Genomic DNA, 17289 nt, shown 5'->3' with positions numbered 1-17289 from the left:
TTGGCACCCTATACAATGGCCAATTATTGGTCAATCGTACAAGGTTTCCCATAATGGGCCGTCACCCGGCAGTCACGCGTCCCCGGAACCGCTATCGGCAACGCCCGTTTCACTGCCACCCGTGACCTCCGGCAGTACCGCCTGCAGGATTTGGTAAAGCATGTCTACACGCTCCTCATTGGGAAAATATTTGTTCGCCAGCAGTACAAAGCCGAATTTTTTCTCCGGAATAAACGCTACGTAGGTCGAGAATCCGCCGGTAGAGCCGGTTTTATTAATCAGCACATTCTCTTGCGGCGACAACGGCGGGATGACGGTGGCCACCGGGTGGTCTTCGCTGATCATTTTGCGGGAGTTTCCGGCCAACAGGCGATCCTTCTCCAGTGGCAGGCTGTACTGTTCCCACACCATGTCCTGCACATAGTAATCCGTGCGGAAATACCCCTGCCGGGTAGCCTGCAGGGCCCGCTGTATTTCCGACCCCACTTTTACCAGCGCCATCTGTGCGGCCAGGAACCGCGTGAGGTCCGCCGCGCTGGAGCGCACACCGTACGCTTCCTCTCCCAGCAAACCGATATTCACTCGCACCGGCTGATGGTTGCGATTGTGCCCCTCGGCGTAGTGGGTCATTTTTTCTTGCGGCACTTCCACAAATGTGTCCGATAGACCCAGCCCGCGAAACACGGAATCCTCCATCGCCTTTGCAAATGGCTGATTCAGGCTGCGCGCCGCGACCAGGCCCAGCAGCCCGCTGCCGGGGTTTGCATAGGTGCGCTTGCTGCCGGGTGTGTATTGCGGTTGCCAGTTGCGGAAATACTCGAGCAGCTGAGCTTCGCTGCGCACTTCCGCCGGCAATTGCAGGGGAAAATGCCCGGCGGTGTGGGTGGCGAGATTGAGTACGGAGACCGAATCCATCGCACTGCCTCGCAGTGGCGGCAAGTAGACGCTCACCGGTTTACTGAAGTCCAGCGCGCCCTTCGCTTCGGCATAGGCCGCCAGGGTCGCGGTAAAGGTTTTACTGACCGAACCGATTTCAAACAGGGTGTGCTCGGTAACCAGCTCGCCGCCCTCTAGCGCCGTTTCCCCGAGATTGAAGAAATAGGGCTCGCCATCGATGGTCAGTGCCAGCGCCATACCGGGCACGCGGTGTTTCTCCACCAGCGGCTGGATAGCCTCAACCACCACGGCCTCCAGCTGCTCCGGGCTCAATGTTTGCGCCTGTGCAGCCCCCACCAGACAAAACCAAAAACCCGCCAACATGGACATCCGGCGTAGAATGCTCGCGCCGGAGCGAATAACGACAAGAGGTGGCAGCATCGGGACTTCCCTGTGAAACTGTTGCTTATTGTATTTGTCTGACTTTGAATGGTGCGGTTAGTGCAATATAGCCCTAAACAAACCCCACCAACGAAAAGAGTACTCGAAAGCCCCGCCGCGCCTCGGATACACTTTAGGCAGGTTAACTTGCGACAACCTAAACAAGCCCTACCCTATAAGCAGTGAAAGCAGTTCTGGGACGATGCGATCATTTCTGACAAAAGCCATTCTCACGCTGCTCGCCTCAGGCGCGCTGGTAGCACTGCTGTTTGTGGTATTCCCCGGACTCAAATACGAGGTCTACCGCAAGCTGCCCCCCAAAATCCGCTGGAACATATCCTATGCGCTGACCGATAAATTCGTGGTGGGCATGGTGTACTTCGTGGAGCGCAACAACCAGTTGCTGCTGGTGCGCCACTCCTATCAGGACAAGTGGGCATTGCCGGGCGGCTGGGTGGAGCGCAACGAATCGTTCGAGGAATCGGCGCGGCGCGAGTTGCGCGAGGAGCTGGACATCAGGATCGATGATTTCGAGGTACTGGAGGTCGATAAGGTACCGCGCTCGGGAATCATCAATATCGCCATACGCGGGCGCCTCAAGGATAAGCAGGTAGCCATCCGCGACGGGGAAATCTACGGCTACCGGTTCTTCGAGCTGCATATGCTCCCGGACGATGTGATCTACACCCACAAGCCGTATATAGAGCGCTATCTGGAGGCCCGCCGCCCACCAAGGATTCCCCCGGTGGAACAGCCCAGCAAGCAACGCGCCGCACCGGAGCGCTGAGCGCGACACATTGCAAAGCCCCGATTACCCCTTGATGCCGTTGGCAATCTGGAAGATAACCCGTGCCGCGGTGCGTGCGGCGTGGTCTTCGATATCGAAATACGGATTGAACTCGGCAATATCCGCCAGGCACACCTTTTTCGATTCCAGCACCGTGTCCAGCAGCGGTTCAAACAGTTCAAACGCCACACCGCGCCCAGCGGGCGCGCTCACCGCGGGCATTACCGCGGCGGGAAATACATCCAGGTCGATGGTCAGGTAAACGAAGTCCACCCGCTCGATAAAGTCGGCGATCTGCTTCTGCACCAGCTCGAGACGCCAGGGCACGATTTCACGATCGGAAATGACCTGCGCCCCCAGCTCTTCCGCACGGTTGTACAGCGCCGGGGTATTGGCAGTGGCTGCAGCCCCCACGCACAGGTAATTGAATGGCCGGCCGTTGACATCGCACTGCTCCGCAATCTGGAAAAAGGGCGTGCCGGATGAGCCTTTCGGTGCCGGTAGGCGCAGGTCCAGGTGCGCGTCGAAATTGATGATGCCGAGGGACTTGTCGCGGTGCTGCTCGCGCATCCAGCGGGCGATGCCCTGATAACTGCCGAAGGCAATCTCGTGGCCACCCCCCAGTACCAGCGGGAAATGCCCGCCGGTCATCAGGTCGGTAATACGTGCGCCGAGCATGGACTGACCGGATTCCAGGTCGTCTTTTTCCACCCGCACATTGCCGGCATCGTACAGCGGTGCGGCAAAGGTCTTGGGCAGGTTCGCCAGCGCCAGGCGCAGGATCCGCGGGCCCTTGGCGGCGCCGATGCGCCCCTTGTTGCGGCGCACGCCCTCATCGCTGGCGAAACCTAGAATCGCCAAGCCGGGCGGGCTGTCCAGGTGCAGCGGGACGATATCCTGGTGCCAGCGCTTTCCGGCCTTGCCATCTTCACTGTCTACTCGCCCGCTCCACAGGCGCATATCAGCCAGCTGTAACATGTTGCCCCCCAACAAAAATGTCTTTGGGTTTCAGCGCACCCACCTCGTAGGCGAGCTGGTCCGGCGTCTCCATCGGCCACAGTGCCATATCCGCACGCAACCCGGCGCGCAACACACCGCGGGAACAACACACACCCAGGGCGCGCGCCGCGGCGCGGGTGACACCGGCCAGGGCTTCAGCGGGGGTGAGCCCAAACAGGTTACAGCTCATATTCATCATCAGTCGCAGTGATGCGATGGGACAACTGCCAGGGTTGAGATCCGTGGAAATGGCCATGGGGATCCCCGCAGCGCGGAGTTTATCCACAGGCGGAACGCGGGTTTCCTTCAGGGTATAGAAGGCACCCGGCAGCAGTACCGCAGCGGTACCGCTCTCGGCCATGGCCGCTACATCTTCGTCGGTAATATATTCAATATGCTCCACCGAAAGGGCGCCGGCGCGGGCAGCCATGCGGGTGGCGCCGGTGGCGGCGAGCTGTTCTGCATGGACCTTTACCGGCAGGTCGAGCTTTTGCGCGGCGGCGATCACTTTCTGACACTGCTCCACAGAGAAGGCGATGGTTTCACAGAACATATCCACCGCATCCGCCAGCTGCTCCTTGGCAACCGCGGGCAAAATTTCGTTGCACACCAGATCGATATAGTCGTCGGCGCGGCCATCGTATTCCGGCGGCAGGGCATGGGCGGCGAGACAGGTGGTGAGAATATTCACCGGGTAATGCTGAGCCAGGCGACGGGCTACCCGCAGTTGCTTGAGCTCGGTATCCAGCTCCAGGCCGTAACCGGATTTGATTTCAATGGTGGTGACACCCTCCGCGAGCAGGGCGCGCAAGCGCGGTTCCGCATCCCGGTAGAGTTCGTCGGCAGTAGCACCGCGGGTGGCGCGTACGGTGGACAGAATACCGCCCCCGGAACGGGCAACCTCCTCATAACTCTCGCCGCCGAGACGACGGGCGAATTCACCGGCGCGGTGGCCGCCGTAGACAAGGTGGGTGTGGCAATCGATCAACCCGGGCGTCAACCACTGTCCTTCCCCATCGATCACGGTGTCCGCAATCGCATCGGGCAGCTCGCGGCGCGGGCCGATCCAGACAATCTTGTTGCCGGTCACCGCCACCGCGGCATCCTCCACCGCACCGTAGGCGCCGGGCATTGCCGGGTCCATGGTGGCCGCGTTGATATTGGTAATCAGCAGATCACAGCGTTCAGTCATAGTCGCTCACTGAATTGGCGTTATTTGTAACGATAGCCCTGTTGGGGTGATTTGGCGCAGATTCTCACTATTGACAGAAAACCCCATCAAATCCATAGTTGCCCCATACACAAGCTTGTATATACAAGAATGTACAACCTGATAAGCACTTTACCCGAGCAGGCGAAGAGCACACAAGTATGAGTAGTCAGAATCCCACTACCACCACGGAAACCGGCAGCCAGCCGCGCTACGCCGCGATCAAGGCCCATATCCGCGCCCAGATCGAATGCGGCGAGTGGCCCGCACACTTCCGCGTGCCTTCGGAAAACCAGCTATCCCAGGACTTCAGCGTCAGCCGCATGACCGCCCGCCGGGCCCTCTCGGAGCTTACAGATGAAGGCGTACTCATCCGCTCCCAGGGCCTCGGCACCTTCGTCGCCGAACCGGTACCCGCAGGCTCCCTGCTGGAAGTACGCAACATAGCCGACGAAATTGCCGCGCGCGGTCATAGCTACGCCAACCGCATTCTCAAACTCGAACAGACAACCGCCAGCACCGAAGTCGCCGTCGCCCTCGGCCTTGCCGAAGGCGCCGCGGTATACCACTCCATCATCGTGCACCTGGATAACGATCTGCCGATCCAGTTCGAGGAACGCTATACCAACCCCACTTTGGTGCCGGACTACCTGCAACAGGACTTCAGCGCGGCCACACCCAACGAATATCTAACCCGTGTGGCGCCACTTACCGAAGTGGATACCACGGTAGAGGCCATTGGCGCAGACGAGACTGTCGCACGTGCGCTGGAGATCCAGCCTGGCACCGCCTGCCTGCAGATCTGGCGGCGCACAAAAAGTAGTGCAGGCACCGTCAGCTTCGCGCGACTGGTGCACCCGGGGAACCGCTACCGATTGGGCGCACAGCTGCGTTTTTGAAAAAGAGACACGACGAAGTAAAGAAATTTGAATTGAAGGCGGAGTGCCGGGTGGAGGTTTTCAGGATCGTCGCAAACAGGATGTTTGCGCCGAAGCGTACATGGATGTACTCGCAGCGGTCCTGAAAACCTCCATCCGGCGCTACGCCGCCACAGCACCAGCTTTAGAGCTCCGGGCCAAAAGCCCACAAAACACAGATCCAAACTTATCCACAGAATTTGGAAAAGACGAGGCAACCATGACCGATAAACGCCACGACCCCAGCCGTAAAATTGCCGCCCCCACCGGCACCAAGCTCAACGCAAAGAGCTGGCTCACCGAAGCGCCGCTGCGCATGCTGATGAACAACCTGCACCCGGACGTCGCCGAACGTCCGGAAGACCTTGTTGTATACGGTGGTATCGGCCGCGCCGCGCGCGACTGGGAGTGCTACGACAAAATCGTCGAAGTCCTGCAGCGCTTGGAAGACGACGAAACTTTATTGGTTCAATCCGGCAAACCCGTCGGCGTATTCAAAACCCACGCCGACGCTCCGCGCGTACTCATCGCCAACTCCAACCTCGTCCCCCACTGGGCCAACTGGGAACACTTCAACGAGCTTGATAAGAAAGGCCTAGCCATGTATGGCCAGATGACCGCCGGCTCCTGGATCTACATCGGCTCCCAGGGCATCGTCCAGGGCACCTACGAAACCTTTGCCGCAGTTGCGCGCAAACACTTCGACGGCGAAGCCAAAGGAAAGTGGGTACTCACCGGCGGCCTCGGCGGCATGGGCGGCGCCCAGCCTCTTGCCGCCACCATGGCCGGCTTCTGCATGATCGCCGTCGAGTGCGATGAAACCCGCATCGACTTCCGCCTGCGCACCGGCTACGTGGACAAAAAAGCCACCAGCCTCGACGAAGCCCTGGCGATGATCAACGAAGCCATGGAAAACGGCGAAGCCATTTCCGTCGGCCTGCTCGGCAACGCCGCCGACGTATTCCCTGAAATTGTCGAGCGCAGCATCCTGCCCGACTGCGTTACCGACCAGACCTCCGCCCACGACCCGCTGAACGGCTACCTGCCAAAAGGCTGGACCATGCAGCAGGCGGCCCTCTTAAGAAACACTGGGCGTAAAGCCGACGAAGCCCTGGTGGTGAAGGAAGCCAAGAAATCCATGGCGATTCAGGTGCAGGCCATGCTCACCCTGCAGGAGCGCGGTGCCGCCACCCTCGACTACGGTAACAACATCCGCCAGATGGCGTTCGAAGAAGGTGTCAAAAACGCGTTTGATTTCCCCGGCTTCGTTCCCGCGTACATCCGTCCGTTGTTCTGCGAAGGCATCGGTCCCTTCCGCTGGGCGGCCCTGAGCGGCAACCCGGAAGACATCTACAAAACCGACGCCAAGGTAAAAGAGCTGATCCCGGACAATCCGCAGCTGCACAACTGGCTGGATATGGCCCGCGAGCGCATCCAGTTCCAGGGCCTGCCCGCGCGTATCTGCTGGGTCGGCCTGAAAGACCGCGCGCGCCTGGCGCTGGCGTTCAACGAGATGGTCGCCAACGGCGAACTGGAAGCGCCGGTGGTGATCGGCCGCGACCACCTCGACTCCGGCTCCGTGGCTAGCCCCAACCGCGAAACCGAGTCCATGATGGACGGTTCCGATGCGGTTTCTGACTGGCCGCTACTGAACGCGCTGTTGAACACCGCCTCTGGCGCCACCTGGGTGTCCCTGCACCACGGCGGCGGCGTGGGCATGGGCTTCTCCCAGCACTCTGGTGTAGTGATTGTGTGTGACGGCACCGAAGCGGCGAAAAAGCGCGTCGAGCGCGTGCTGTGGAACGACCCGGCTACCGGTGTGATGCGCCATGCGGATGCGGGCTACGACATCGCCAAGAAATGTGCAAAAGAGCAAGGCCTCGATCTGCCGATGCTCAAGGATTAATTCCAGAGCCTGAACATATCCACGCCGTAGGAGCCTGCCTTGCAGGCGAACAGAAGAGCACTCCGACCTGATTCGCCTGCAAGTCAGGCTCCTACAGGCAAGAACCCAAATTTTTGGTGAAAGACATCATGTACCAACTGGAAATCACCCCCGGCCAACTGAGCCTGGAACAACTGCGCCGCGTTGCCCGCGAGCCGGTAAAGCTGACCCTGAACAAAGACGCCCACGCAGCCATCAATGCGTCCGCTAAAACTGTCGCCGATGTACTGGAACAGGGTCGCACCGTCTACGGCATCAACACCGGCTTCGGCCTGCTGGCAAACACCAGTATCAAGAAAGAAGACCTGGAAACCCTGCAGCGCGCCATCGTCCTGTCCCATGCCGCCGGCACCGGCAACTTCATGAGCGAAGACACCGTGCGCCTGCTGATGGTGCTGAAGATCAATTCCCTGGCCCGCGGTTTTTCCGGCATCCGTCTGGAAGTGATCGAAGCCCTGATCAAACTGGTCAACGCGGGTGTGTATCCCGCGATTCCGGAAAAAGGCTCCGTGGGCGCCTCCGGCGACCTGGCACCGCTCGCGCATATGAGCGTGGTACTGCTGGGCGAAGGCGAATGCTTTATCAACGGCGAACGCAAGCCCGCGTCTGAAGGCATGCGCTTTGCGGAAATGCGCCCGGTAGTACTGGCACCGAAGGAAGGCCTCGCGCTGCTGAACGGCACCCAGGCCTCCACCGCTTTTGCCCTGCAGGGCCTCTTCTCTGCGGAAGACATGTTCGCCGGTGCGGTAGTAACCGGCGCGCTGACCCTGGAAGCGGCCAAGGGCTCACGCCGTCCGTTCGACGACCGTATCCACATGGTGCGCGGCCAGCAGGCGCAGCGCGATGTAGCCGCGAGCTACCGCGACCTGCTGGGTGAACAGAGTGAAATTGGCGAATCCCACGAGGACTGCGAAAAGGTACAGGACCCCTACTCCCTGCGCTGCCAGCCCCAGGTGATGGGAGCCTGCCTGCAGCAGATCCGCTTCGCCGCCGAAATCCTGCTGGCGGAAGCCAACGGTGTTTCCGATAACCCGCTGGTGTTTACCGATGTGGAAAACCCGGAAAACTCCGACATCATCTCCGGTGGTAACTTCCATGCGGAACCGGTGGCGATGGTGGCCGATAACCTGGCCTTGGCGATTGCGGAAATCGGCTCCCTGTCCGAGCGCCGTATGGCGCTGCTGATCGACTCCAACCTTTCCGGCCTACCGCCGTTCCTCGTGGACAACGGCGGGGTGAACTCCGGCTTTATGATCGCGCAGGTGACCTCTGCGGCACTGGCCAGCGAGAACAAGACCTTCGCCCACCCGGCGAGCGTCGACTCCCTGCCGACGTCTGCGAACCAGGAAGACCACGTTTCCATGGCCACCTTCGCCGGTCGTCGCCTGCGCGACATGGCCGACAACACCTGCGGCATTCTCGCGGTGGAACTGCTGGCCGCCTGCCAGGGTCTGGACTTCCGCGCGCCGCTGAAGACCACCGAAAAATTGGAAAACGCCAAGGCTGCCCTGCGCGAGCGCGTCTCCTTCTACGACAAGGACCGCTACTTCGCACCGGATATCGAGGAGGCCAAGCAGTTACTGGCGAGCGCCTATTACCGCGAGTATCTGGCCACTGAAATGCTGCCCAGCAACCACTAAACCCCCGATGAACCGCCTTCGCTCAGCCCGGTGAATACGCTGGGCGAAGGTGGGTTCAACAGTTGTATCCCCCCACCAATTAGCTTTCGGCTTTTACCATTTTCTGCGCGGAAGCAGAGCCGTACTTTTCTGCCAGCCTCCCACTCATCTTTCCGGTGGAGGCCCACACCAGCAGCGCCACCCAGGCAATCCACGAAAGCCCCGCTGGCACATTGGCGAGAAAAATCTTCCCTAGGTGCGCGCGATTGAAAAAAACCGCAATCACGCTTGGCAAAAACCACACGGCAAAAAAGAACACGACAAAAATGACAGCCTGAAGCGTATCCATTTGTGCAAACAGGTCGAGGAAACCCGAAAATTTTTCTTCAAGATTCGACAGCATAATAAGAATTCCTTCCATTGATTTGATTTTTTCATTGAATATTCGATCGACACTTCTGTAGTACCGGCGAAATCCAATTTCTTACAATTTATTTTTCGTCGTTTCGAAATTTTCTTGCTGCCACGTATCGATCTGTATCTCGCTCTTTTTTATGCGACGCGAATACCACACGCTCCAGATGCCCAAGCCTACTGTAAATGTGAGAAGCCATCCGATGACAAACCCGATGTCTTTCGTAAAGATGGGCTCCAGCCAGCCGAAATATGACACCCCCTGCCAGACTGCAAAAATACCCAGTTCCACAATCAACAGAATCCAGGTAAAGCGCAGCATGCGTCGTTTGCGCTCGAGTCTCAGCCGCGCAAGGTCCAGATAGCCACGGGTGGACTCCTCCAGTGGATCCCACACTCCCCGGCGATTGGATACGGAAAATGCCATGGCCCAGGTCAGCAATACCAGTACCAACAGCGCGCGCCAGGGAGCATCTCGCATCTCGCTGGCCAATGTCAGGTAAACACCGCCGATGCCCACCGCAATTGAACCGGCCCATTCGAGCAGGGCAGTCATACGTATACGTCGTTCTTGTCGCCGGATATTTTCGCGGATGGCATTAGGCACCGGCATCTCGCAAGGGGCCTGCTGCCAGATATTCGCCAGCTCCTGTAGCCCGTCGTCACCGTGGCGGCCCACTTTGGACTTACCGTTATTTTCGTTGCTCATGCTCATCACACCGCATTACCCAGTTTTGTGTTCAAGCGCTCGCGGGCGCGATTCAGGCGCACCGCGACATTGGACTCACTGATACCCAGCACTTCGGAAATTTCGCTGTAACTCAGCCCCTCGAAACGCAATGTAAGTACCTGACGCATCCCCAGGGGCAGCAGTGACACTGCGCGCACCAGCCGCTCGGCATCCCGGTTCTGTAGCAACTGCGCTTCCGGGCCTGGGCGTTCGTCCTGAAGATCTTCCAGCAGCTCATCGCCGTGGGTATCTCGCCGGCGGGCGAGCTGGGTGACACTGCGGTTGTGGGCGATCCGGTAGACAAAGGTGCGCAGGCTCGATTCCCCCCGGAACGCCGGCAACGCGCGCCAGATGGCCAGCCATATTTCCTGCACCAGGTCTTCCCGCTCCGCCCGGTTGCGCACGTAGCTGCTGGCCAGGCGCGCAATGCCACCACCGCAGTCCTCGATTAACTGGTTAAAGATCTGTTCGCGCGCGTCCAAGCTATGCTCTTCTGTCCGTATTCTGGGGCCGCAGGAAGCGGGTAATGCCTCGTACTGTACCCAGCGCACTCAGAACCTTACATAAATTTTCACCCCGCCCGCCCCGCCATCTTTCAAAACACCCGGAACTGACAACACCCCTTCGGTCACGATTTGGCTCAGATTGACGTTTACGTTAACGTAAACGTCAACTAGACTTCGGACAGATCTGAGGACTATCCCATGAGCGCCCCTGCCTAATGAGCAATATCGCCGACAGCTACAGCATTTCCGAGCTGGCCCAGGAATTCGGGATCACTACCCGCACCATCCGCTTCTATGAAGACAAGGGGCTGATCAGCCCGGAGCGGCGGGGGCAGACACGGGTGTATACGCCGGAAGACCGGGTGCGCCTGAAGCTGATCCTGCGGGGCAAGCGTCTGGGTTTCTCGCTGGATGAGAGCCGGGAAATCATCGATATGTACGATCCGGCCCACGGCAATGTGGACCAGCTCAATCGCCTCCTCGACCGTATCGACGCCAAGCGCCAGCAGCTGCGACAGCAGCAGCGGGACATCGAGAAGATGCTCGCCCAGCTGGACGATGCGACCGCCCGCACAGTGGCGGCGCTGAAAGAACAAACAGACTGAACCAAACCTGATTTCACAAATAACTCTGACGGATCCAAAGCGGAGCACGCGATGAATACTCCATACCCAACCCTCAATTTCGACCTCGGCGAAGACATCGATATGCTGCGCGATATGGTCTACAAGTTCTGCCAGGCAGAACTGGCCCCGCGTGCAGCGCAGATCGATGAGGACAACCTGTTCCCCGCCGATATGTGGAAGAAGTTCGGTGAACTGGGCCTGCTGGGTATGACCGTGGAGGAGGAGTACGGCGGTTCCAATATGGGTTACCTGGCCCACGCGGTGGCGATGGAGGAGATTTCCCGCGCGTCCGCGTCGGTCGGCCTCTCCTATGGCGCCCATTCCAACCTGTGTGTAAACCAGATCCGCAAAAATGGCACTCCGGAGCAGAAGGCGAAGTATCTGCCAAAGCTGTGTTCCGGCGAGCATATCGGCGCGCTGGCGATGAGTGAGCCCAATTCCGGTTCCGATGTAGTGAGCCTGCAGCTGAAAGCGGAGAAGAAAGGCGATCGTTTTATCCTGAACGGCAACAAGATGTGGATCACCAACGGTCCGGATGCGAACACTTATGTAATCTATGCGCGCACCGAGCCGGGTATCAGCTCTGGCGGCATTACCGCCTTTATCGTCGAGCGCGGATTCAAGGGCTTCACCCAGGCACAGAAGCTGGACAAGCTGGGCATGCGCGGTTCCAACACCTGTGAGCTGGTGTTCGAGGACTGCGAGGTACCGGAAGAGAATATTCTGGGCCAGCTGAACGGCGGTGTGCGTGTGCTGATGAGCGGTCTGGATTACGAGCGCACCATTCTTTCCGGTGGCCCGGTAGGTATCATGCAGGCGTGCATGGATATCGTGGTGCCATATATTCACGATCGCAAACAGTTTGGCAAGGCGATCGGCGAATTCCAGCTGATGCAGGGCAAGGTTGCGGATATGTACGCGGATCTGAATGCGAGCCGCGCATACCTGTACTCGGTGGCGAAAGCCTGTGATCGCGGTGAGGACTCCCGTAAGGATTCCGCGGCGGTGATCCTGTTTACCGCAGAGCGTGCCACCCAGATGGCACTGCAGGCGATCCAGACCCTGGGCGGCAATGGCTATATCAATGAGTACGCCACTGGCCGCCTGCTGCGCGATGCCAAGCTGTACGAAATCGGCGCGGGTACTTCCGAGATCCGTCGCATGTTGATTGGTCGCGAGCTGTTTAACGAGACTCGCTAAGTTCATTATTGGGTCCACGTGAGCTTCGTAGCGAGCTCCTGGGCGGCCCTGCTGCCGGTATTGGCTTGCAGGACACGCCGTGAACCCATCCATGGGGGCTCTGCAAAAACATCCTGTTTTTGAAGGTCCTGCAAACCAATACCGGCATCAGCGCCTTCACTTTTGGCGCTGATCACGAATCAACTTCGTAAGACTTTATGAATCAGATTCAGAGCAAGATTAATTCCCGAGATCCAGCGTTTGCGGAAAACCGCGAACAGATGCAGAAAATCGTCGACGACCTGCGGGAAAAGCTGGAAACCATTTCCAAGGGCGGCAGTGAGCGCGCGCGGGAGAAGCACGTTTCCCGCGGTAAACTGCTACCCCGCGACCGTATCGACACCCTGCTCGACCCGGGCAGTCCGTTTCTGGAGTTTTCCCAGCTGGCAGCCTATGACGTGTACGGTGAAGACGTACCTGCTGCGGGCATCCTGACCGGTATCGGTACTGTCGCCGGCCAGCCCTGTGTGATCGTTGCCAACGATGCCACGGTAAAAGGCGGCACTTACTATCCGCTGACGGCGAAAAAACACCTGCGAGCGCAGGCAATTGCGGAGCAGAACAATCTGCCGTGTATTTACCTGGTGGACTCTGGCGGTGCCAACCTGCCACGTCAGGATGAGGTGTTCCCGGATCGTGAGCATTTCGGTCGTATCTTCTTCAACCAGGCAAATCTGTCCGCGAAGAATATCCCGCAGATCGCGGTGGTGATGGGCAGCTGTACTGCCGGTGGTGCCTATGTGCCGGCCATGGCGGATGAGTCCATCATGGTGAAGGAGCAAGCTACGATTTTCCTCGCGGGCCCGCCGCTGGTAAAAGCGGCTACCGGTGAAGAAGTTTCTGCCGAGGAGCTTGGCGGTGCAGAAGTGCACTGCAAGACGTCCGGCGTTTCCGACCACTTTGCGAATAACGATACCCATGCGCTTGAGTTGGCACGCAAGTCCGTTGCGCGCCTGAATCGGATCAAGAACCCGGGTCTGGATATCCAGAAGCCGGTGGAGCCGATTTATCCGCCGGAAGAGATCTACGGCATTGTGCCCAAGGATTCCCGCCAGCCGTTTGATGTACGCGAGATTATCGCGCGGGTGGTGGACGGTTCCGAGTTCGATGAATTCAAGGCGATGTACGGAACCACCCTGGTGACCGGCTTTGCCCGCATTCACGGTTACCCGGTGGGCATCGTGGCCAACAATGGCATCCTGTTTGCCGAGAGTGCACAGAAAGGTGCGCACTTCATCGAGCTGTGCGCACAGCGCAATATTCCGCTGGTATTCCTGCAGAACATCACCGGTTTTATGGTGGGCAAGCAGTACGAAGCCGGCGGTATCGCCAAGCACGGAGCGAAAATGGTGACCGCGGTCGCCACCGCAAAAGTACCCAAGTTCACCATCCTGATCGGCGGTTCCTTCGGTGCCGGCAACTACGGCATGTGCGGACGCGCCTACGATCCCAACTTCCTGTTTATGTGGCCGAATGCGCGTATCTCCGTGATGGGTGGCGAGCAGGCGGCCGGGGTACTGGCGCAGGTGAAGAAAGACCAGATGGCGGCAAGAGGTGAGGACTGGAGCGAGGAAGAAATCGCCAAGTTCAAGCAACCGATCATCGACGACTACGAACACCAGGGCCACCCCTACTACGCCTCTGCACGCCTGTGGGACGACGGTGTGATCGATCCGAAAGACACCCGCACCGTGCTGGGACTGTGTCTTGCCGCGGCAACACACAAAGAGCCCGAGGAAACCAAGTTCGGGATATTCCGGATGTAATTGCTGTGTCGGGGCAAAACACTCGAAGCGAAGGTTCTGATAGCGTGGCTACTTTGCGGGACCTTCACCGGCATGGATGCCGGTGCAGAGCTTACAGGGATGTATTCACAGCGTGTCCCGCAAAGTAGCCACGCTAGCAGGACCGCCACAGGACCTGCGCCAAAGCCCAGAACCAAAGAACTATTTTGAGCGAGAACACCATGACCGAAAAAATGCTGTGCGAAATCGACAACGAAGGCGTTGCCACGGTTACCCTCAACCGCCCGGAAATTCACAACGCCTTCGACGACGACCTGATTCGCCAGCTGGGCGAAACCTTCGACAATCTCGCCCGCAGCGGAGGCATCCGTGCGCTGGTGCTCGCCTCGAATGGCAAAAACTTCTCCGCCGGTGCTGATCTCAACTGGATGAAGCGCATGGCGGATTACAGCGAAGAACAGAATCGCACCGACGCCGCGACCCTGGCCGCCATGCTGCACAAACTCGACAACTTCCCCGCGCCCACCATCGCCCGGGTGCAGGGCGCTGCGTTTGGTGGCGCTGTCGGCCTCGTCAGCTGTTGCGACATCGCCGTCGCCGCCGAGCGCGCAAGTTTCTGCCTGAGTGAAGTAAAAATCGGCCTGCTACCTGCCACCATCAGCCCTTATGTGATCAACGCCATCGGCGCGCGCCAGGCACGTCGCTACTTTGTGACCGCTGAGCGCTTCTCCGCAGAACGCGCAATGGAAATTGGACTGGTTTCTGAAGTCGTGCCCGAGGGCGAGCTGGACCTGAAAGTACAGAAGTTCGTCAACAGCATCATCGATAACGGCCCGAACGCCGTCACCATGGCCAAGCAACTGGCCATGTCCATGTCCAATCGTGTGATCAACGAAGAATTACAGGGACAGACCAGTGCGCTGATTGCGGCCGTTCGGGTTTCACCGGAAGGCCAGGAAGGATTGAGCGCGTTTCTGGAAAAACGCGCACCGAGCTGGATGAACACCAGCGACGAATGACAACTTCTTAAGTAATGACGAATGTCATGCTTACGGAGCACAAAATTTTGAACTGAAGGCAAAGTGCTGGGTGCTGGTTTTTGAAAGCGTCGGCGACATGGACGTCGCCGACGCAGCTTACAGGGATGTATTCATAGCGGTTTCAAAAACCAGCACCCAGTGCTTTGCCGCCACAAAACAGCATCAAAGCACCAGACCACAGAGCCAGTTATGATTCGCAAACTGCTGATCGCCAACCGCGGCGAAATTGCCTGTCGTATTATCCGCACCGCACGTCGCCTCGGCGTCGCCACTGTAGCGGTTTACTCAGACGCAGATGCCAATGCCCTGCACGTCCAGCAGGCCGACGAAGCCGTGCATCTCGGCCCCGCACCGGCCCGGGAATCCTACCTGGACATCGATAAAGTCCTCGCCGCCGCCAAACAGACCGGTGCCGACGCCATCCACCCCGGCTACGGATTCCTGTCTGAGAACGCCCACTTCTGTCGCGCCTGCGAAGAAGCCGGCATCATCTTTGTCGGCCCACCCGCCGCGGCCATTGAAGCCATGGGCTCCAAATCCGCCGCCAAGCGGATCATGGAAGATGCCAACGTACCGCTGGTACCCGGCTACCACGGCACCAACCAGGATCCCGGCATTCTCGAAGGCCACGCCAATCGCATCGGCTACCCCGTACTGCTCAAAGCCGCCGCCGGTGGCGGTGGTAAAGGTATGCGCCGTGTCGACAAAGCCGACGACTTCCACGCAGCCCTAGACGCCGCCAAACGCGAAGCGCAAAACGCCTTCAGCGACGACCTCATGCTGATCGAGCGTTACGTGGTCAACCCTCGTCACGTCGAGATTCAGGTGTTCTGCGACAAGCAGGGCAATGGCGTTTACCTTTTTGAGCGGGACTGCTCGGTACAGCGCCGCCACCAGAAAGTCGTAGAAGAAGCACCGGCACCCGGTCTCTCCGCCGAAACCCGTAAAAAGATGGGCGAAGCTGCGCTGCGCGCCGCCCATGCCATCGGCTATGTCGGTGCCGGCACCGTCGAATTCCTGCTCGACGCCAGCGGTGCCTTCTACTTTATGGAAATGAACACCCGCTTGCAGGTGGAGCATCCGGTAACAGAAATGATCACCGGCCAGGACCTCGTCGCCTGGCAGCTCGCAGTTGGCGCCGGCGAACCACTGCCACTTGAGCAAGACGACCTGCATATCGTCGGCCATGCATTTGAAGTGCGTATTTACGCAGAAGACCCGGACAACGACTTCCTGCCCGCGACCGGCAAGCTACTGCGTCACCAACCCCCGCGCGAAGACAGTGCGGTGCGCGTTGATACCGGTGTGCAGACCGGCGATGAAATCAGCGTGCACTACGACCCGATGATTTCCAAGTTGATCGTGCACGGCCGCAATCGTCGCGAAGCCCTGGTCAAACTCGACCGCGCCCTGCAGCAATATCAAATCGCCGGCCTGCGCCACAACATCGAATTCCTGCGTCGGGTGGTCAATCACACCGCCTTTGTTAACGGTCGTGTGACCACTCACTTTATCGAAGACCACGAGCAGGAAATCCTGCAGCAGGAACAGCAACTGCGCGCACAGCAATGTGCCGCCATCGCCGCCTTCCTGCACCATAGGGAAACCCGCGCACAACACCGCAGCGCACCCAAAGCGGATCCTTTCTCGCCCTGGCACAGCGGCAGCAACTGGCGCAACGGGCTCACCCTGTGGCGCAGCCAGAAAGTCGAAGTGCACGGTCGCGATATCGAAATACATTTCTGCGGCAGTGATGAAAGCTTGCAGTGGCGCTGCGACGCGGCCGTGGACGCCCAGCGCGGCGACGTGGTTTGCCCCCACGGACACAGCGTGGCTATCCTCGATGGACGCCGTGTGAGTTACACCAGCGTGGCCCAGGAGAATGAGGGCACTGTATTTGTCAGCGGTGAGCAGGTGGACTTCCGCATACTGCCGCCGGATACCGGCGAAGCCAGCGAAGCAGGCCACGGCCTGGAAGCGCCCATGAACGGCACCATTGTCGCCCTCCTCGCAGAGCCAGGAGAAACCGTCAGCAAGGATCAACCCCTGCTGGTGATGGAAGCCATGAAAATGGAACACACCCTGCGCGCGCCCAAAGACGGCACCGTCAACCAGTACCTGTGCGCAGCCGGGGAACTGGTGGATGGCGGCAGCCTGCTGGTCGACTTTACTGCCGAAAATGCAGAGGCCTGAAT

Annotated in this window: 15 protein-coding genes; 9 read left to right on the top strand and 6 right to left on the bottom strand. The window is 59.2% G+C overall.

Going from position 1 to position 17289, the window contains the following annotated elements; translation table 11 throughout:
* Positions 1–72: 72 nt before the first annotated feature.
* Positions 73–1317 (bottom strand): class C beta-lactamase, encoded by a 1245-nt coding sequence (gene ampC / locus ACONT6_RS00490; protein WP_428819951.1) that lies wholly within the window; start codon positions 1315–1317, stop codon positions 73–75.
* 202 nt (positions 1318–1519) lie between these two features.
* Between ampC and ACONT6_RS00485 the strand changes: the two genes are divergently transcribed.
* Positions 1520–2104, top strand: coding sequence for an NUDIX hydrolase (locus tag ACONT6_RS00485; RefSeq protein WP_428819950.1), 585 nt, complete (start codon positions 1520–1522; stop codon positions 2102–2104).
* A gap of 24 nt (positions 2105–2128) precedes the next feature.
* Here the strand turns inward: ACONT6_RS00485 and hutG are convergent, their stop codons facing one another.
* Both hutG and hutI read right to left on the bottom strand, forming a co-directional pair.
* Positions 2129–3082: a formimidoylglutamase gene (gene hutG / locus ACONT6_RS00480; RefSeq protein WP_428819949.1), complete on the bottom strand. Its 954-nt coding sequence runs from the start codon at positions 3080–3082 to the stop codon at positions 2129–2131.
* Positions 3066–4295 carry an imidazolonepropionase gene (gene hutI / locus ACONT6_RS00475; RefSeq protein WP_428819948.1) on the bottom strand — a complete coding sequence of 410 codons (1230 nt, stop codon included), beginning with the start codon at positions 4293–4295 and terminating at the stop codon, positions 3066–3068. Before hutI ends, hutG begins: the two co-directional genes overlap by 17 nt.
* A gap of 179 nt (positions 4296–4474) precedes the next feature.
* On the opposite strand from hutI, the gene hutC reads away from it, so the two are divergent.
* The 3 genes from hutC to hutH all read left to right on the top strand — a co-directional run bounded on the left by hutC (position 4475) and on the right by hutH (position 8815).
* On the top strand, positions 4475–5212 hold the full coding sequence (gene hutC / locus ACONT6_RS00470) for a histidine utilization repressor (RefSeq protein ID WP_428819947.1): 738 nt from the start codon (positions 4475–4477) through the stop codon (positions 5210–5212).
* A 238-nt stretch (positions 5213–5450) separates the two neighbouring features.
* On the top strand, positions 5451–7136 hold the full coding sequence (gene hutU / locus ACONT6_RS00465) for a urocanate hydratase (protein WP_428819946.1): 1686 nt from the start codon (positions 5451–5453) through the stop codon (positions 7134–7136).
* Between the two features lie 128 nt (positions 7137–7264).
* Positions 7265–8815 carry a histidine ammonia-lyase gene (gene hutH / locus ACONT6_RS00460; protein WP_428819945.1) on the top strand — a complete coding sequence of 517 codons (1551 nt, stop codon included), beginning with the start codon at positions 7265–7267 and terminating at the stop codon, positions 8813–8815.
* A gap of 79 nt (positions 8816–8894) precedes the next feature.
* Here the strand turns inward: hutH and ACONT6_RS00455 are convergent, their stop codons facing one another.
* From ACONT6_RS00455 to ACONT6_RS00445, 3 genes are all read right to left on the bottom strand, one after another.
* Positions 8895–9197 (bottom strand): superinfection immunity protein, encoded by a 303-nt coding sequence (locus ACONT6_RS00455; protein WP_428819944.1) that lies wholly within the window; start codon positions 9195–9197, stop codon positions 8895–8897.
* Positions 9198–9278: 81 nt separating this feature from the next.
* Positions 9279–9917 carry a hypothetical protein gene (locus tag ACONT6_RS00450; protein ID WP_181254478.1) on the bottom strand — a complete coding sequence of 213 codons (639 nt, stop codon included), beginning with the start codon at positions 9915–9917 and terminating at the stop codon, positions 9279–9281.
* 5 nt (positions 9918–9922) lie between these two features.
* The gene (locus ACONT6_RS00445; RefSeq protein ID WP_428819943.1) at positions 9923–10420 is read right to left on the bottom strand and encodes an RNA polymerase sigma factor; all 498 of its coding nucleotides are present in this window, start codon (positions 10418–10420) and stop codon (positions 9923–9925) included.
* 239 nt (positions 10421–10659) lie between these two features.
* Here ACONT6_RS00445 and ACONT6_RS00440 point away from each other — a divergent pair, with 239 nt between their 5' ends.
* The 5 genes from ACONT6_RS00440 (at position 10660) to ACONT6_RS00420 (ending at position 17287) form a co-directional block, all read left to right on the top strand.
* Entirely contained in the window at positions 10660–11049 is a 390-nt protein-coding gene (locus ACONT6_RS00440; RefSeq protein WP_428819942.1) for a MerR family transcriptional regulator, read from the top strand.
* Between the two features lie 51 nt (positions 11050–11100).
* Positions 11101–12270, top strand: a complete 1170-nt coding sequence (locus ACONT6_RS00435; protein WP_428819941.1) for an isovaleryl-CoA dehydrogenase — start codon at positions 11101–11103, stop codon at positions 12268–12270.
* Between the two features lie 197 nt (positions 12271–12467).
* A complete protein-coding gene (locus tag ACONT6_RS00430) occupies positions 12468–14075 on the top strand; it encodes a carboxyl transferase domain-containing protein (RefSeq protein ID WP_428819940.1) in 1608 nt (535 codons plus the stop codon).
* A gap of 200 nt (positions 14076–14275) precedes the next feature.
* Positions 14276–15073, top strand: a complete 798-nt coding sequence (locus ACONT6_RS00425; RefSeq protein ID WP_428819939.1) for an enoyl-CoA hydratase/isomerase family protein — start codon at positions 14276–14278, stop codon at positions 15071–15073.
* 210 nt (positions 15074–15283) lie between these two features.
* On the top strand, positions 15284–17287 hold the full coding sequence (locus ACONT6_RS00420; protein ID WP_428819938.1) for an acetyl-CoA carboxylase biotin carboxylase subunit: 2004 nt from the start codon (positions 15284–15286) through the stop codon (positions 17285–17287).
* The last annotated feature ends 2 nt before the right edge of the window (positions 17288–17289 follow it).

This window comes from Microbulbifer sp. MCCC 1A16149 (assembly GCF_050368945.1).
Taxonomy (GTDB): domain Bacteria; phylum Pseudomonadota; class Gammaproteobacteria; order Pseudomonadales; family Cellvibrionaceae; genus Microbulbifer.
The sequence above is the reverse complement of the archived record's forward strand: the minus strand, read 5'-3'. Positions and strand labels throughout refer to the sequence as shown.

Bases quoted from the DNA above. Each gene is read 5' to 3' on its own strand.
- ampC (WP_428819951.1), bottom strand. From the start codon at position 1,317: ATGCTGCCACCTCTTGTCGTTATTCGCTCCGGCGCGAGCATTCTACGC.
- ACONT6_RS00485 (WP_428819950.1), top strand. From the start codon at position 1,520: ATGCGATCATTTCTGACAAAAGCCATTCTCACGCTGCTCGCCTCAGGC.
- hutG (WP_428819949.1), bottom strand. From the start codon at position 3,082: ATGTTACAGCTGGCTGATATGCGCCTGTGGAGCGGGCGAGTAGACAGT.
- hutI (WP_428819948.1), bottom strand. From the start codon at position 4,295: ATGACTGAACGCTGTGATCTGCTGATTACCAATATCAACGCGGCCACC.
- hutC (WP_428819947.1), top strand. From the start codon at position 4,475: ATGAGTAGTCAGAATCCCACTACCACCACGGAAACCGGCAGCCAGCCG.
- hutU (WP_428819946.1), top strand. From the start codon at position 5,451: ATGACCGATAAACGCCACGACCCCAGCCGTAAAATTGCCGCCCCCACC.
- hutH (WP_428819945.1), top strand. From the start codon at position 7,265: ATGTACCAACTGGAAATCACCCCCGGCCAACTGAGCCTGGAACAACTG.
- ACONT6_RS00455 (WP_428819944.1), bottom strand. From the start codon at position 9,197: ATGCTGTCGAATCTTGAAGAAAAATTTTCGGGTTTCCTCGACCTGTTT.
- ACONT6_RS00450 (WP_181254478.1), bottom strand. From the start codon at position 9,917: ATGAGCAACGAAAATAACGGTAAGTCCAAAGTGGGCCGCCACGGTGAC.
- ACONT6_RS00440 (WP_428819942.1), top strand. From the start codon at position 10,660: ATGAGCAATATCGCCGACAGCTACAGCATTTCCGAGCTGGCCCAGGAA.
- ACONT6_RS00435 (WP_428819941.1), top strand. From the start codon at position 11,101: ATGAATACTCCATACCCAACCCTCAATTTCGACCTCGGCGAAGACATC.
- ACONT6_RS00430 (WP_428819940.1), top strand. From the start codon at position 12,468: ATGAATCAGATTCAGAGCAAGATTAATTCCCGAGATCCAGCGTTTGCG.
- ACONT6_RS00425 (WP_428819939.1), top strand. From the start codon at position 14,276: ATGACCGAAAAAATGCTGTGCGAAATCGACAACGAAGGCGTTGCCACG.
- ACONT6_RS00420 (WP_428819938.1), top strand. From the start codon at position 15,284: ATGATTCGCAAACTGCTGATCGCCAACCGCGGCGAAATTGCCTGTCGT.